The 14,766-nt window shown below is 58.9% G+C and carries 16 protein-coding genes; 4 read left to right on the plus strand and 12 right to left on the minus strand.

Translation table 11 applies throughout. The annotated features are described in order from the left end of the window. Positions 1 to 46: 46 nt before the first annotated feature. From mutL to Abci_RS06470, 12 genes are all read right to left on the minus strand, one after another. A complete protein-coding gene (gene mutL / locus Abci_RS06415; RefSeq protein ID WP_084597554.1) occupies positions 47 to 2,002 on the minus strand; it encodes a DNA mismatch repair endonuclease MutL in 1,956 nt (651 codons plus the stop codon). A gap of 29 nt (positions 2,003 to 2,031) precedes the next feature. Beyond that, positions 2,032 to 2,550, minus strand: coding sequence for a DUF3035 domain-containing protein (locus Abci_RS06420; RefSeq protein WP_048838313.1), 519 nt, complete (start codon positions 2,548 to 2,550; stop codon positions 2,032 to 2,034). Positions 2,551 to 2,603: 53 nt separating this feature from the next. Then, positions 2,604 to 3,104 (minus strand): signal peptidase II, encoded by a 501-nt coding sequence (gene lspA, locus Abci_RS06425; protein WP_084597555.1) that lies wholly within the window; start codon positions 3,102 to 3,104, stop codon positions 2,604 to 2,606. After that, a complete protein-coding gene (gene ileS, locus Abci_RS06430; RefSeq protein WP_048838314.1) occupies positions 3,101 to 6,022 on the minus strand; it encodes an isoleucine--tRNA ligase in 2,922 nt (973 codons plus the stop codon). The genes lspA and ileS overlap by 4 nt, the downstream gene beginning before the upstream one ends. A 164-nt stretch (positions 6,023 to 6,186) precedes the next feature. Further along, a complete protein-coding gene (locus Abci_RS06435) occupies positions 6,187 to 6,372 on the minus strand; it encodes a hypothetical protein (RefSeq protein ID WP_048838315.1) in 186 nt (61 codons plus the stop codon). Beyond that, entirely contained in the window at positions 6,369 to 7,313 is a 945-nt protein-coding gene (locus tag Abci_RS06440; protein WP_048838316.1) for a bifunctional riboflavin kinase/FAD synthetase, read from the minus strand. The genes Abci_RS06435 and Abci_RS06440 overlap by 4 nt, the downstream gene beginning before the upstream one ends. Before the next feature lie 2 nt (positions 7,314 to 7,315). Beyond that, positions 7,316 to 8,029, minus strand: coding sequence for an acireductone synthase (gene mtnC, locus Abci_RS06445; RefSeq protein WP_048838317.1), 714 nt, complete (start codon positions 8,027 to 8,029; stop codon positions 7,316 to 7,318). After that, the gene (locus tag Abci_RS06450) at positions 8,026 to 8,571 is read right to left on the minus strand and encodes a 1,2-dihydroxy-3-keto-5-methylthiopentene dioxygenase (protein WP_048838318.1); all 546 of its coding nucleotides are present in this window, start codon (positions 8,569 to 8,571) and stop codon (positions 8,026 to 8,028) included. The genes mtnC and Abci_RS06450 overlap by 4 nt, the downstream gene beginning before the upstream one ends. Further along, the gene (locus tag Abci_RS06455) at positions 8,568 to 9,176 is read right to left on the minus strand and encodes a methylthioribulose 1-phosphate dehydratase (RefSeq protein WP_048838319.1); all 609 of its coding nucleotides are present in this window, start codon (positions 9,174 to 9,176) and stop codon (positions 8,568 to 8,570) included. The genes Abci_RS06450 and Abci_RS06455 overlap by 4 nt, the downstream gene beginning before the upstream one ends. A gap of 95 nt (positions 9,177 to 9,271) precedes the next feature. Further along, positions 9,272 to 9,517, minus strand: a complete 246-nt coding sequence (locus Abci_RS06460; protein WP_048838320.1) for a twin-arginine translocase TatA/TatE family subunit — start codon at positions 9,515 to 9,517, stop codon at positions 9,272 to 9,274. 172 nt (positions 9,518 to 9,689) lie between these two features. Next, on the minus strand, positions 9,690 to 10,154 hold the full coding sequence (locus Abci_RS06465; protein WP_048838321.1) for a CHAP domain-containing protein: 465 nt from the start codon (positions 10,152 to 10,154) through the stop codon (positions 9,690 to 9,692). Continuing rightward, positions 10,124 to 10,801 carry a regulatory protein RecX gene (locus tag Abci_RS06470; protein WP_048838322.1) on the minus strand — a complete coding sequence of 226 codons (678 nt, stop codon included), beginning with the start codon at positions 10,799 to 10,801 and terminating at the stop codon, positions 10,124 to 10,126. Before Abci_RS06470 ends, Abci_RS06465 begins: the two co-directional genes overlap by 31 nt. A gap of 241 nt (positions 10,802 to 11,042) precedes the next feature. On the opposite strand from Abci_RS06470, the gene Abci_RS06475 reads away from it, so the two are divergent. From Abci_RS06475 to hslO, 4 genes are all read left to right on the plus strand, one after another. Next, positions 11,043 to 12,245 carry an aspartate aminotransferase family protein gene (locus tag Abci_RS06475; RefSeq protein WP_048838354.1) on the plus strand — a complete coding sequence of 401 codons (1,203 nt, stop codon included), beginning with the start codon at positions 11,043 to 11,045 and terminating at the stop codon, positions 12,243 to 12,245. Next, positions 12,242 to 13,240, plus strand: coding sequence for an ornithine carbamoyltransferase (gene argF, locus Abci_RS06480; RefSeq protein WP_048838323.1), 999 nt, complete (start codon positions 12,242 to 12,244; stop codon positions 13,238 to 13,240). The genes Abci_RS06475 and argF overlap by 4 nt, the downstream gene beginning before the upstream one ends. Positions 13,241 to 13,243: 3 nt before the next feature. After that, positions 13,244 to 13,558 (plus strand): hypothetical protein, encoded by a 315-nt coding sequence (locus Abci_RS06485; RefSeq protein WP_048838324.1) that lies wholly within the window; start codon positions 13,244 to 13,246, stop codon positions 13,556 to 13,558. A gap of 113 nt (positions 13,559 to 13,671) precedes the next feature. Beyond that, positions 13,672 to 14,628 (plus strand): Hsp33 family molecular chaperone HslO, encoded by a 957-nt coding sequence (gene hslO, locus Abci_RS06490; protein WP_048838325.1) that lies wholly within the window; start codon positions 13,672 to 13,674, stop codon positions 14,626 to 14,628. The last annotated feature ends 138 nt before the right edge of the window (positions 14,629 to 14,766 follow it).

Raw genomic sequence — 14,766 nt, forward strand, 5'->3', positions numbered from 1 at the left:
AAGCGCTGTTCACGTTCCGCCGAGCAGGCTTCCGCCGTTCCCCTCGTCAGCGGCGACCGAAAAGCTTTTCCAGATCCTTTTTGCTCAGCTTCAACCAAGTCGGTCGGCCGTGGGAGCATGTTCCGGCCCGTGGCGTTGCTTCCATCTGGCGCAAAAGGGCATCCATTTCTTCTCGTGTCAGGCGGCGTCCGGCCCGGATACTGCCGTGGCACGCCATTCGGGCAATGACGGCATCCATCCGGCCATCCAAGGAAGGCATTTCTTCCGGGCTGCCATTATCGTCTGCTTCCAGTTCGTCAGCCAGATCACGCAGTAGCCCTACCGAGTCGCTGGTATTCAGCATAGCCGGAAGTGCGCGGACCAGAATGGCATCGGTCCCGAACGCCTCCACCTCTATACCCAGCTTGGCCAACATCCCTTGCCGCGCAGCCAGAAGCTCCACCTGCAAGGGTGGTAGGTCCACAACATCCGGCACGAGCAGCCGCTGGCTTTGTACCGTACCGCTTAAAAATTGTTCCCTCAGCCGTTCATGGGTCAAACGTTCATGCGCTGCGTGCTGGTCCACCAAGACAAGGCTTCCATCTGCAGCTACCGCGATAACATAGGTATCCAGCACCTGCGCCACCGCAGCCCCAAGGGGATGGTCAGCCACAGAGTCTGTTGAAGCAGGAACGTAAGCGGGCTCCGGCTCACCCCCCATAGACGGAGCAGCTACGGAACCCTGAGCCCCCACCCCACCACCCAGAGGGGGCAACATGCGGGCTGTCGGTGCATCTCCCAACCTAAGCCGAGGCTCTGCCACCACTGTGCCTGCCCGCAGGGGCAGCGTTGACGCCGCACGCCCCGGTGCCGGGGGAGCAGGCACGACCGGCCCGGCAGAGGTTTCGGGCGGATACCAGATACGCCCCGGCTTTACGGCTGAGAAGGAGGGCCTGACCCCGGCATTTCCAGCCCCGCCCTCCAGAGCACGGGTCAGGGTGCCGATGACAAGCGACCGTACAGCGGCCTCATCCGCAAAACGCAATTCCGTTTTTGCGGGGTGAACGTTCACATCCACCCTGTCCGGCGGGATAGTAAGGGTAAGGGCAACAACAGGGTGCCGGCCGTGTTCTATGACCCGGCGATAAGCCACCCGGACTGCTGTTTTCAAAACGGGATCAACAACAGGGCGACCATTCACCAGCATGAACTGGCCAGTCGCCGTAGCCCTGTGTACGGAAGGGCCACACGCAAAACCGGACAGCACCATGCCGTCCCGCTCCCCATGAATACTCAAAAAGCCATCGGCCTCGTTCGCGCCCAGCAAGGCAGCGGCACGGCCCGCCATGTCCTGCGCTGGCAGGTCAAACAGAAGCCGGTCATCCATACTAAAACGAAAGGCCGTTTCCGGCACGGCAAGGGCCAAACGCCTTACAACACTCTCAGCGTGGTTACCTTCTACCCGAGGACTCTTCAGGAATTTCCGCCGTGCGGGGGTGGCAAAAAACAGGTCTTCCACCACAACGCTGGTCCCGACAGCCCCAGCACTTGGTTCTGGCGCGGAGACCTTGCCACCTGCAACATGAATACGCCAAGCCCCGCTCTCCCCTTGTGTACGGGACGTTATGGTCAACCGCGCCGCAGCCCCAATAGAGGGTAGCGCCTCCCCCCGAAACCCGAGGGTGCGGATATGGACCAGCGATTCATCCTGAAGTTTGGACGTACAATGCCGCTCAACGGCCAAAGCCAGTTCATCCGGGGTCATGCCGCATCCATCATCCGTGACAATGATGCGGTCTATCCCCCCACGCTCCAGACTGACATCCAGCCGTGTGGCGCCCGAATCTATGGCGTTTTCAACCAGTTCCTTTAACGCGGCGGCTGGCCGCTCTATGACCTCACCCGCCGCAATGCGATTGACCAGAACCTCTGGCAAGCGGCGCAAGGTCGGGCGGCGCGGCGCGGGGGCTGCGTTTTCTGAGGGAACGGGAGACGGGGAAGATAAAAAAGAAGGGTCTGACATGGCCAGACCCTTTGTATCAGAACGGCTGCCTATTTGGGAGCGCGTTGTGTGGGGGTAACCCCATGTGTAGGAGGCTTGCCCAGAGCCGCATTTGTTTTCAGGCGGCGGTTTTCTTCATCCGCATCCACTACAGCACCGGCTTTACCGCCTTTCCAGAACATAAGCTGCTCCACAAAGCCTGAACCGGCCTGCCCCAGCTCACCCTGATCTGGCGCATCAGCGGCCTGAGAGGCTTCTGTCACCAGCATGCTCTGGCCATCACTGTTGGAACCGTTCTCACCGTGCAATGCAACATCAGGCGAGAGGGTTTCGAGCGCCTGCAAGCGTTCGCTCTCGTCCTGCGGACGCTCTGCACCGCTCACGGGCTTTGCCAGTTCGTCCATTGGCGGCATGGACAGCGGTGCCCGCGTGGTGACGGTATACTCATCTGGCATACTACGTTCGAGACCGAACGCCCGCGCTGCCTCGGAGCCGGAGCACCCGGTCAGCAGCACACATCCGCCAAGAAGCAGCAGCGGAGAAATCAGTGTCGAAACTCGGCGTGCCATCTTCTGCCTTTTATCCTTCCTGCCCAGCCTGCCGGAGGGCAGGTCGCTTTTTCTCAAGTTGTCTGGTGGTCTTTGCCCATAAGGACATTTTGCACCAGTAGTACGCAAACTGAGCACACTATAGCGGAATCAGCTACGTTAAATACATACCATGACCATCCAAACGCATGGGCATGGATAAAATCCACTACCGCGCCATACCGGACACGGTCCATCACATTCCCAATGGCACCGCCAGTAATGGCCCCCACACAGGCTGCGGTCAGCCTGCTTGGTGTGCGTGCCATCCATACCAGCAAAATGCAGGCCACCGCTAGAGCAATGACCGAAAACACTATGCGCCCAGCACCGCCTAACCCACCAAACATGCCAAATGTCACGGCGTGGTTCCACACCATGCTGAAGTTCAGGAAAGGCAGAATGGCTATGGACCCTTTATCGGGCAAATTCAGCCCGTAGAGAATCCAGTATTTGCTCAACTGATCTGCTGAGAGCGTCAGCATTAACACCAAGGCTCCCAGACCAAATGGCCGCGCTATGAGGGGCTTGCTCACACGCCCCCCTGCACACTACCGGCTTTACCCAAGCCCGCCTGCTCCACAACATCGGCGCAGCGCAGGCACACACCGGGGTAATCCTGACGGGTGCCGGTTTCTGGCAGAACTTTCCAGCACCGCACACATTTTTCACCCTCTGCCACACGCACAACAGGCGCGCCGTGCAACGTACCGCCCTCGGCCCCCTCCACGTAGAGAGAGGCGCTTTCCGGGTCGATCAGCACATCAACGTGAGACACAATGGCAAGCTCGCTCCAGTTTACCCCGGCAAACAAAGCAGCCTCTTCCTGTGACAAAGTCAGCTCGACCTGGGCCTGAAGGGAAGACCCGATGGTGCCATCGCGCCGTGCCCCTTCAATCTCGGTCGTGATGATACGGCGGACAGCACGCAGGCGGGTCCAGCGTTCATCCAGTTCCGGATTGCTCCACTCAGCCGGCAGATCAGGGAAAGGCTGCATGTGCACGCTTTCCTCGTCTCCAAAGCGGGCGGTCCATGCTTCTTCTGCTGTAAAGACCAGCACCGGCGCCAGCCACGTGCTCAGGCAGCGGTGCAGATGGTCCAGCACGGTACGGGCAGAGCGGCGGGTGTGGTTATCTGGCCCATCGCAATACAGCGTATCTTTTCGGATATCGAAATAGAAGGCGGACAAGTCCGTTGTGCAGAAGCCATGCAACGCAGGGTAAACCCCAACCCACTCATGCGTTTCCACCGCGCGGGCGATCAAACCACCAAGGTCCGTCAAACGGTGGAGCACCCAGCGCTCAAGCTCTGGCAGCTCAGCGTACGGCACAGCTTCTTCTGCCGTGTACCCATCCAGCGCCCCAAGCAGCCAGCGCAGCGTGTTGCGCAAGCGGCGATAAAGCTCGCCCTGCTGCTTAAGAATTTCCTTCCCGATACGCAGATCCTCATGCGTGTCAGAATTCATGACCCACAGGCGCAGGATGTCCGCCCCCAGGCTGTCATTCACGTCCTGCGGCGCAATGACATTGCCAAGAGACTTGGACATTTTACGGCCCTGCTCATCCAGCACAAAGCCATTGGTCACAACTGCCTTGAAGGGTGAGATGCCGCGTGTGCCTACACTTTCCAACAAAGAGGACTGGAACCAGCCGCGATGCTGGTCAGACCCTTCCAAATACAGATCAGCCGGAAAGCTCAGATCCTGCCCGCCCAGAACGAAGGAATGGGTAGAGCCACTTTCGAACCACACATCCACGATGTCGAACACCTGTTCGTAGTCATCGGGGTTGCGGTCTGGGCCCAAGAAGCGTGATGCCGGTGCACTATACCAGACATCTGCGCCCTCATCCCTGAAGGCATCCACAACGCGCTGCATGACTTCGGCGTCCCGCAGCACTTCGCCCGTACGTTTTTCAACAAACACCGCAATAGGCACACCCCATGCGCGCTGGCGGCTGATGCACCAGTCCGGGCGGTTCTGGACCATTGAGGTCAGACGGTTGCGGGCCTGTGCGGGCACAAAGGTTACGTCTTCCAGCGCATTGAGCGCCTTTTCGCGCAGGGCCCCTTCCCCATCCATGCTGATGAACCACTGCGGGGTTGCACGGTAAATGATGGGCGCACGAGACCGCCATGAATGCGGGTAGGAATGAACAATCTCACCCCGTGCCACCAACCCTGCCGGAGCCGTGCCCGCAGCGTTGGCCTGTTCCATAGCGTTTGTCAGAGCAATGCAGACCGGGTCTGCCGCCTTGAACACATGCACGCCAGCAAAGCCCGCAACCCACGGAGAGTATGTGCCATCATCCTGCACTGTCTCCGGAACTTCCACGCCGTACGTACGGCACAGCCGGAAGTCATCTTCACCGTGGGCAGGAGCCATGTGGACAAGGCCCGTACCGGCATCGGTCGTGACAAAGTCACCGGGGAGCATGGGCACATCAAAATCATAACCGGAGCCACGCAGCGGGTGGGCACACACAGCCCCTTCCAGCGCGCTACCCGGCAGCGTGTAAAGGATGTGATGCGCTGTAACGTGTGCTTCCTTGCAGAAGGACTCGACCAATGCTTCCGCAACCAGCAGTTTGTTGCCCGGCTCCAGCAAAGCACCCTCTGCCGTGTCATCTACGCGCAGCACAACGTAAGTGACTTCCGGCCCGTAAGCCAGCGCACGGTTACCCGGAATGGTCCAGGGGGTTGTGGTCCAGATAACAACGGACACATCCGCCAACGCGTGCGCCGGGGTCGGGTCCTTAACAACCGGGAACGCCACCAGAATGGTGGTGGATTTATGGTCGTGATATTCAATTTCGGCTTCAGCCAGAGCGGTCTTTTCAACCGGGCTCCACATGACCGGGCGCAGACCACGATACAAGCCGCCATTGAGCAGAAAACGGCCAATTTCCGCTACGATAGCGGACTCGGATGAAAAATCCATGGTGGCGTAGCGGTTGGCCCATTCAGCCTGCACGCCCAGCCGCTTGAATTCTTCCATCTGGATAGCCAGCCATTTGCCAGCATAAGCCCGACATTCCGCCCGGAACTCAAGCACCGGCACGCTGTCCTTGTCGCGCTTGGCCTTGCGGTATTCTTCCTCAACTTTCCATTCGATGGGCAGACCGTGGCAGTCCCAGCCCGGAATGTAGCGCACAGCATAGCCTGACATGCGGTGTGCGCGGTTGATGACGTCCTTGCCAATCTTGTTCAGGGCATGGCCAATATGCAGGTGGCCATTCGCGTAGGGCGGGCCGTCATGGAGCGTAAAAGGCTGCCGCCCTTCCGCCTGCGTTTTTATCTGCTCATCCAGCCCAATTTCTGCCCACCGCGCCAGCCACTCCGGCTCACGCTTTGGCAGGTTCCCACGCATGGGGAAGGACGTGCGGGGCAGAAAAACCGTATCGCGATACAAGTCGGCGGGAGAAGTTTTTTCTGTGTCGCTGCTGGATGTAGACATGGAACGGCAGGTGTCACTCTGGTTCGGGTTCAGCTCAATGCGCGGCAGGCACAGATGTGCGAGCGCTACGCATGGTTATCAGAGCGCACGGGCGGCGGGTCAAGCGGCTCCGGCGCAAATGGGCTCTTTTGCGGTTAGAAAACCGCATTAAGCGCAAAACAGTCCTACCGGAGGTCACCGTTTTTATGCCGGCACACAAGGTCGTTCAGCAGATAGGTAACAACGGCATAGGTGAAAAGACCGGCTATGGTCGTCTCAACATACTGCCGCGCTGGTACAACGGCATAAAGCACAAACGCCAGCAACGGCAGGCCTATGGCATAAGAGGCTATCCGCAGAAGGATAGTCATGCAGCCGCCGCTCCTGAACTGAGGACACGCTGCGCTGCCTGTGCGTCCTGCGCAATTTGCGCTTTCAGGGCATCCAGCCCGTCAAACCGCTTTTCAGCCCGCAACATCCGGTGCAGCACCACAGAGAGCGTCTGGCCATACAGGTCTCCCTGATAGTCAAACAAATTGACCTCCAGCCTGCTTTCCTGCCCATCGTTAATGGTCGGCCTGCGGCCAATATTGGCAACGCCGGGCTTTGTGCTGCCATCCGGCAGGCGCACGGTCACGGCATACACACCGCGGGCTGGTTCCAGATGCCTGCCCAGTGGGATATTAGCTGTTGGGAACCCCAGCAGTCGGCCACGCTTATCCCCGTGCTGCACCACACCCCGAATAGACCAGGGCCGCCCCAGTTCATCCCGTGCGCGTTCAGGATAACCTTCCTGCAAGAGCCGCCGGATACGCGTGGAAGAGTATGGCCCAGCGGCATCTGCCAGTGCTGAAACCGAGGTAAACCCTACCCCCAGTTCAGCCGTGCGTTCTGCCAGAAACGGCACGGACCCACCGCGCCGGTGCCCGAATGCAAAATCTGGCCCACAGGCTACGTGCTTTAATCCCAGACCATTATACAGCACGTCCTCTACAAACTGCTCGGCTGGCATAAGGGAAAAGGCTTCATCAAACGGGATCTGAAACACATGCTTCACGCCAAGCGCACCCAGAGCGGCAAGGCGTTCGTCCGAAAGAGTGAGGCGAAAGGGTGGGTCCTGCGGGCGAAACAGCTCACGCGGGTGCGGGTCAAATGTCACCACGGCCAGAGGCAGATCTGGCCGCGTTGTATGCAGGGTATGAACCAGATGGGCGTGCCCCAGATGCACACCATCAAAGTTGCCCAGCGCCGCAGCACAGCCCCGCGCCTGCTGGGGAATGGTCAACCAGCTTTCGTGCAACTGGGCATGCATGGTCAGGCCTGCCCTATACCCGGCAACCCGAACAGGGACGCCGCTTCAATCAAATTACCTGCCACGGGGTATTCTGTTCCGGCGACCGTACCATCTTCATGGCGTACAATCTGGCATACTCGCAGTCCCGCCTGTGCAGCGGCATCCAGCTCTGCCGTCACGTCAGACAGGAACAGTACATCCGAGGCTTTCCAGCCGGCTTCCTGAAGCAGGGAGACATAGCTGGCCGCTTCTTTTTTACCGCCTACGCGCAGGTCAAAAAAACGGGTGAAAAGCGGGGTAACGTCCCCTTGTGCCGTATGCCCGTAAATCAGTTTCTGGGCAGGTTCTGAGCCTGAGGAATAAACGGCCAGTTCAATACCGGCACGGTACCAGCTCTCCAGCATTGGCACGACATCCGGGTACAGACGCGCGACAAGAGCACCGCGTTTGTAGCCTTCCGCCCAGACAAGCCCTTGCAACGCTTTAAGGGGTGCTACTTTGGCATCCTCATTCATCCAGCGCTCAAGCTGTTCAAGAGGGGGCACGCCGGGGGCCAGCTTTTCCGTCTCAGCCAATGCTGCCTGCACCGCAGGGTCATCTTTCCGCTCTTCCAACACGCGCGCCATGTGCGTGCGGGCATAGGGAAACAGAACATCATGCACAAAAGAAATCGGCGCTGTTGTGCCCTCAATATCAAGCAGAACAACACGCGGGGCAGAAGCAGCAGTCTTCATGAGGGGTACGCCAAAAATTGATGGGCAAGGTCCGTGCCGGTGTAATCGGCTATCCAGCCTTCCTTGCGGGTGAAAATGCGTAAGGTCACAAAATCTGGCACCGGGCCGCCGTCAAACCAGTGTTTTGTGCCTTCTGGTACGGAGATCAGATCAGTCTGGGTGCATTCCACATCATAAATACGGTCTGCCACATGCAGGATGAAGTGGCCTCCCCCATGCACAAAAAACCGTACTTCATCTTCGCTATGCGTATGCTCGGACAGGAACTTGCCGCGCAGCGTGGGCCAGTTGGGTGTTTCTGGTCCAACGCGCAGCACGTCGGCAGAGCCTGCGCCGGTCTCTCCCATCAGCTTGTCCAAAAAGGGGCGGTACGCGGCCAGAACGGCCTCTTCTTCCGCATCACGGGCAGGAATTTCCGGGCCTTCCCACCGCTCGAACCTTACACCCAGCGGTCTTAACTCCGCTGCTATTTTGGCGGGGTCAGACGTGACCAGAACAGGGGTTTCCGGCACCGTATCCTGAAAAATGGTAAGACTGCTCATACACCCAGCTTCCTTCGTTCAAGAAGGCAGGCCAAAAGAAACTCCAGCCCTTCCAGCCTGGCCAATGCGGTTGGCATATCCTTGCCCCACACATACACGCCATGGCCGCGAATGATGTAGCCCGCAGGCATGACCCCAAAATGCGGGGCTACCTCACGCGCCAGCCGCGCTATATCCTGATCGTTCCTGAACAGGGGAACAGCAAGAGTGGCATCATGAGTGGTCTGCCCCTCAAACACCTTCTGCACTTCGTAATCAGAGAGCTGCAACGCCTCTGTCGGCTCGATCATGGAAAGCACGGTCGATGCCACAGAGTGGCCGTGCAACACGGCTCCCGCAGAGGGGTCCTGCTGGTAAATCTGGCAGTGCAGCAGGGTCTCGGCACTGGGCCGGTTTCCTGCATCATGCGGTTTGCCGTTTTCATCAACCGTGATGACGTCCGCTGCCTGCAAAAAGCCTTTATGGCCCCCTGAGCGCGTAATGGCGATACGACCATCTGCCAACCTGCGACTGATGTTCCCTGCTGTAGCAGGCACCCAGCCCCGGTTGTCCATACGCTGCCCTGCGGCAAGAATATCCTGCACAGCCTGCGCAAAATCCGTCATGAACCCCGCCCGACCTCTCTCATGAATGTACGATGACCTGCTTGCCTGACCATGGCTCTGCTGGCGCACACGGCACCACCAGACCGGCCGGGTTTTCAGGGCTGGTGCGTTTTATCGCGCTGTGCAGCCTGATCCACCGATGTGGCGGACGGAGCAGGAATATGGCCGCCGGGGCGTGTGGCGCTCTCATCCATCGGCTCATCATCAGCCATATGCTTCTTGAAAGACTTAATGCCCTTCGCGAAGTCACCCATCATAGAACTGATTTTACCGCCGCCACCAAACACCACCAGCACAACAATAAGCACGATCAGCCAGTGCCAGATGCTCAAGCTACCCATTCAACAGTCCTTTGTTTCCCTTTGACACAGGCTGGACGGCCCAGATACCCTGTGTCTGTCCTTCTTTCACATGGCGGCCATTGTGCTGTCATGCAAGTCTGTTCTTCCTTATATCAGACAGCAGGCCCGCTGTATGCCCCGTGTGATGCACCTTGCCGGGGCCAGACCACGCTTAAGGCTCTATAAAACCATAAGTGGGGTAGATGGTTTTACCCATCCCCCTTATCGGGCTCCACCAGACGCGCACGCGCGTCCAGTCATTTGCAGCGGAAACATCTTCCACGGGGGCGCTGCGCGTTACGCGGCCAGGCTCCCAGTTCGCGTGCTCAACCAGCACCAAACGGGCACTTTTGACCTGCTGCACAACAGAAACATGCCCTGATGGCAGGCGGCGCGTGGACCGAAAAACCAGAACATCGCCTTTGCGAGGCGTGCTGCTGCGGCCATACACCCTCCCCGCCTGCCCCCACCAACTGGCTGCGGCACCCCGCAGGTTAACGGCCGAGTGCTCACGGGCATACGGTGCACATTGCACGGAGCCATTCCACCCACGCCCACCCGCACAGGCGGCCAAAAGAAGAGGCGCTGCGTAAAAAACGACCCGTTTTACGACTCGGACTTTAATCGTTCGACCCACTGTGCCGCTTCCTCCGGATCCATATCCAAAACCTGTTCCGCAATATCGCGCCCAAAGCCGGAGCGTGCAAAAACGCCCAGTGCTTTCTGCCGCTCTGCCATACCGCGTAGGCGGCGCTCTTCCTGCGTTTCTTCGCCTTCAACAGATGAGGCGTCTCGCCGCAGGCGTGGCAGGTTGGCAAATGGGCCCAAACGCCGTTTGCGGGCGGCTGTCAGGGCCGCAGAAAGTTCGGTCTCCCGCGCGGAGAACCCTTCCACTACACCCTGTAGCGCTGCGGCCCGTACCTCTGCCTCAACACCCTTGGCAGCCAGATGGGCCTGTACCGCCTTGCCTGAGCGCCCTGAGCGGGTAAGTCGCTTGGCACGGGCGCGGGCAAACGCATCATCATCAACAGCGCCAAGCTGCACCATGTCTGCCGCAACAGCCTGCACAACAGGCCGCAGGGCCGCCATATGTGCCGCAATATCCTCACGGTCCGCTCCGGCTTTCAGGGCCGCACGCTCCCACCGTGCTACACGGCGCAGCAACACCTGCTCCAACCCATGCTGCGTTGTGGCAAACCGGGCCAGGTGCGCCAATGCGGCCTCTCTCAACGCCGCTTTATCCGGCGGGGAAGGACAATCAGAAGGTAAATGAGACAACGCCATACGCGGTTCTATGCCCCAAAACAGAGTGCTGTGGCCACTTTGTGCCGCCACAAAGCAACAATAGGCAAGAATTGCGCCAGTTTCATGAAAGAATTTCGCTCTCAACGTTTGACACCGGGGGGCGGCCCTTGTCATCATGGGGGTGCAACGGATCGCCCGCTCCAGCACGGCAGCGGGCTTTTTTCGTTTTGCACCTGTTTTTCATTTTTCACGCAATGACCGCAACACAAAGACAAAGTTCATGATTCCAGCCCTGACCCCGACCTACAACCGCGCAGACCTCGCTTTTGAGCGTGGCGAAGGCGCCTGGCTGTACACGACGGACGGGCGACGATTCCTAGACTTTGCTGCGGGCATTGCCACCTGCTCTATCGGGCACGGGCACCCGCACCTGGTGCAGACAATTCAGCAGCAGGCTGCCAAAGTCATGCATGTGTCCAACCTGTTCCGGGTACCGCAAGCTGAAAAGCTGGCCCAGCGGCTGGTTGATAACAGCTTTGCGGATAGCGTCTTTTTCTGCAATTCCGGCGCTGAAGCCAATGAAGGCATGGTCAAGTTTGCCCGCCGTGCGCAGGCGCTGGCTGGCCACCCGGAACGCACAGAAATCATCTGCATGGAGGGCGCGTTTCATGGCCGGACACTGGCCATGCTCTCCGCCACCGGCAACCCCAAATATCTGGAAGGGTTTGGCACACCGGTTGCTGACTTTGTGCATGTGCCTTTCAACGATATTGAGGCCGTAAAAGCCGCCATTGGCCCGCGCACTGCTGCGGTCATGCTGGAACCCATTCAGGGGGAAAGTGGCATCAAGGTTGCTTCCACCGCCTATCTGCAAGCCTTACGCGCCGTGTGTGATGAAACCGGCGTACTGCTGGCACTGGATGAAGTGCAGTGCGGCATAGGCCGTACCGGTAAGCTGTTTGCACATGAATGGGCAGGGATTACGCCTGACGTTCTGTCTAGCGCCAAAGGGCTCGGGGGCGGCTTCCCCATCGGGGCTGTGCTGGCAACAGAGGCTGTAGCCAAAGGCATGACAGCAGGCACCCACGGCACCACTTTTGGCGGTAACCCCCTCGCCTGCGCGGCTGCAAATGCCGTGCTGGATGTTCTGCTGGCCCCCGGCTTCATGGACCAGATTCAGGCGCGGGCTACCCTGCTCGACAGCCTGCTGGATGACCTGATCAAACAGGCTCCCGGCGTTTTTGCAGAACGCCGCGGCCTTGGCCTGCTGATCGGTCTGCGCTGCATCCCTCCTGTTGGAGAAGTGCAGGCTGCCGCCCAGAGAGCAGGCCTGCTCTGTGTCACAGCAGGTGACAATGTTTTGCGTCTGGTTCCCCCTCTAACACTCACTGAAGAGGACTGCCGGGAGGCCGTCTCCCGCCTGCGGCAGGCGGTTCTGTCCAACTCTTCTGCTGATACGACTGTTCTGGAGACATCCCTGTGAGCGCTGCCCTTTCTTCTGTTCCTGCCAACACAGACAAGGTCGGCCCTCGCCATTTCCTTGACCTGAAAGATCTGGATGCCGCAACGCTGCGCCAGATTCTGGATGTTGCCCGCAGCATGAAAACCATGCAGCAGAACCGTCGCTTTCCACTGCACCCGCGCCGCCCGCTGGCGGGGCGGATGCTGGGTATTATTCTCTCCAAACCCTCCACCCGGACGCGCGTGTCCTTTGAAGTCGGCATTCGCCAGCTTGGGGGGGATGCCATTATCCTCAGTCCCGGTGAAATGCAGCTTGGCCGGGGTGAAACCATTGCCGATACTGGCCGCGTGCTCTCCCGCTTTGTGGATGCGCTGGTCCTGCGGACAGGCAAGACGGACTCCCTGCAAACATTGGCCAAATGGAGCAGTGTGCCGGTTATCAATGGGCTGACACCGTCTTCCCACCCCGTGCAGATCCTGGCTGACATCCTGACATTTGAAGAGCATCGCGGCCCTGTAAAAGGCAAAACCTTTGCCTGGACAGGCGATGGCAACAATGTGCTGACCTCCCTGATTGAAGGTGCAGTCCGCTTCGGGTTTGCCCTGCGCGCCGCAACCCCAGCAGACATGCGTCCCGCGCAGGATGTGCTGGACTGGGCCAAGGCACAGGGCGGTGACGTGCAATGGACGGACGACCCCAAAGCCGCTGTTCACAAGGCAGACTGCGTTGTGACTGATACATGGATCAGCATGTCTGATTCAGACGACGAAGCAGCAGCCCGCATTGCCAAGCTCGCGCCCTATCAGGTGAACACAGAATTGATGGCGCTTGCGGCAGCAGATGCCCTGTTTATGCACTGCCTTCCCGCCCATATTGGGGAAGAAGTCACGCAGGATGTTTTTGAAGGCCCACATTCTGTTGTGTTTGACGAAGCTGAAAACCGCCTGCATGCCCAGAAAGGTATTCTGGCATGGGCTATGGGCGGTGCGGACTGGGCCTCTTTTGGCAAGGAATAAAGCATGACTGGCACGGATAAGGTTGTTCCCACCACAACAGAAGATACGCCCTCCGTTCCTGGCTGGGTGGAAACAACGCTGGACGAGATTCTGGCAAACCTGCCGGTCACTGCGGAAAAACTAGCTCCGCTCCGTGCCTCCTACCTTGACTGCCTTGCCAATTGTGGCCGCGCCACAGATCTGGACAGCGCTCACGATGCCTGCCGCCAAGGGCTGTTGCGGGCCTTGAAAGACAATGTGGGTCTGGATTCCACCACCCTGCGGACGCTGGAGCAAAAACTGGAAAAGCTTGAACTCGATATTTCAAGCGCCATTTAAGAGAAAACAGCTTCTGACTTTCTTGCGCTCCCTGCGCGGAAAACGGCAGGCAGAACGGCTGGCTTCAGCCGCCCTGTGCTGCCGTTTTCTTTTGTGTCGATAAGGCCCCCACTATGGAAACCCCTGCTTTTCTTGACCGTGACCGCCCCGATGTGCCCGATCTTGTTGTGCCCGGTGGTGTCACGCCTTTCTATCTAAAAGGCCGCCCTGTCCGTGGCCGTATGGTGCATCTTGGTGTGCTGGCGGATGTCTTGCTGACGCGCCATGATCATCCGGCTGCCGTTACACGTCTGGCGGGCAAGGCACTCGCTTTGGTTGCTGCTTTGGCATCAGCCCTCAAGTTCAAAGGCTCTTTCTCCCTTCAGATTAAAGGGGATGGCCCTGTCTCCATGCTAGTGGCAGACTGCACGGACACAGGTGCCCTGCGCTTCTATGCCCGCACGGAAGAAGACGCCCTGAACACCCTTCTGGCTGAAACCTCTACCCCGACCGACCGTGAGTTGCTGGGCAATGGCTACCTTGCCCTGACAATTGACCAAGGCCCGGATATGGAGCGGCATCAGGGGATTGTGGAAATTGCCGGAGATGACCTGGCAACCATGGCATCCCACTATTTTGCAACCAGTGAACAACATGCCTGCTGGCTGTTCCTAAGCTGCAAAATGACCGATGCCGGGTGGCGTGCTGGTGGCCTGATTCTGGAACGCATTGCAGGGGAAGGCGGGACCCATGTGGTGGGCGATGCTGACGCAGATGCAAACTGGGAAACCGCCACCATTCTTGCCTCCACACTGTCTGCCCGCGAACTGCTGGATGACAGCCTATCAGCCCCGGAGCTGTTGCACCGCCTCTTCCATCAGGAAGATCTGCATGTCAGCCAGCCGCGTGCTCTAGCCTATGGCTGCCGCTGCTCCCGCGCACGTCTGGTTGATGTGCTGCAAGGCTTCTCCAACGATGACCTGGACCACATGGCGCAGGATGACGGGCAGATTGTCATGAATTGCGAGTTCTGCAACATCGACTTCCGCTTCCCCCGCAAGGATATTCTCTCCCGTGCGGAGCAGGATTAAAGCATTCCCTGACAGGGTGTGACGTCACACCATACGGCCAGACGTAATAAAAAGGCTGCTGGAACATGATGAGTCCAGCAGCCTTTTTATAAAATCCAAAACACCCGGAAGGCCGGAAGGCCGGAAGGCCGGAAGGCC

Origin of the sequence: Acetobacter cibinongensis, from assembly GCF_000963925.1 — a bacterium.
GTDB lineage: Bacteria > Pseudomonadota > Alphaproteobacteria > Acetobacterales > Acetobacteraceae > Acetobacter > Acetobacter cibinongensis.

Coding starts and splice junctions, on each gene's coding strand:
- Abci_RS06435 (WP_048838315.1), bottom strand. CDS start 6,372: ATGACTATCCTTCTGCGGATAGCCTCTTATGCCATAGGCCTGCCGTTG.
- mutL (WP_084597554.1), bottom strand. CDS start 2,002: ATGTCAGACCCTTCTTTTTTATCTTCCCCGTCTCCCGTTCCCTCAGAA.
- Abci_RS06420 (WP_048838313.1), bottom strand. CDS start 2,550: ATGGCACGCCGAGTTTCGACACTGATTTCTCCGCTGCTGCTTCTTGGC.
- Abci_RS06485 (WP_048838324.1), top strand. CDS start 13,244: ATGACTGGCACGGATAAGGTTGTTCCCACCACAACAGAAGATACGCCC.
- Abci_RS06460 (WP_048838320.1), bottom strand. CDS start 9,517: ATGGGTAGCTTGAGCATCTGGCACTGGCTGATCGTGCTTATTGTTGTG.
- hslO (WP_048838325.1), top strand. CDS start 13,672: ATGGAAACCCCTGCTTTTCTTGACCGTGACCGCCCCGATGTGCCCGAT.
- Abci_RS06450 (WP_048838318.1), bottom strand. CDS start 8,571: ATGAGCAGTCTTACCATTTTTCAGGATACGGTGCCGGAAACCCCTGTT.
- ileS (WP_048838314.1), bottom strand. CDS start 6,022: ATGTCTACATCCAGCAGCGACACAGAAAAAACTTCTCCCGCCGACTTG.
- mtnC (WP_048838317.1), bottom strand. CDS start 8,029: ATGAAGACTGCTGCTTCTGCCCCGCGTGTTGTTCTGCTTGATATTGAG.
- Abci_RS06455 (WP_048838319.1), bottom strand. CDS start 9,176: ATGACGGATTTTGCGCAGGCTGTGCAGGATATTCTTGCCGCAGGGCAG.
- Abci_RS06440 (WP_048838316.1), bottom strand. CDS start 7,313: ATGCATGCCCAGTTGCACGAAAGCTGGTTGACCATTCCCCAGCAGGCG.
- Abci_RS06475 (WP_048838354.1), top strand. CDS start 11,043: ATGATTCCAGCCCTGACCCCGACCTACAACCGCGCAGACCTCGCTTTT.
- Abci_RS06470 (WP_048838322.1), bottom strand. CDS start 10,801: ATGGCGTTGTCTCATTTACCTTCTGATTGTCCTTCCCCGCCGGATAAA.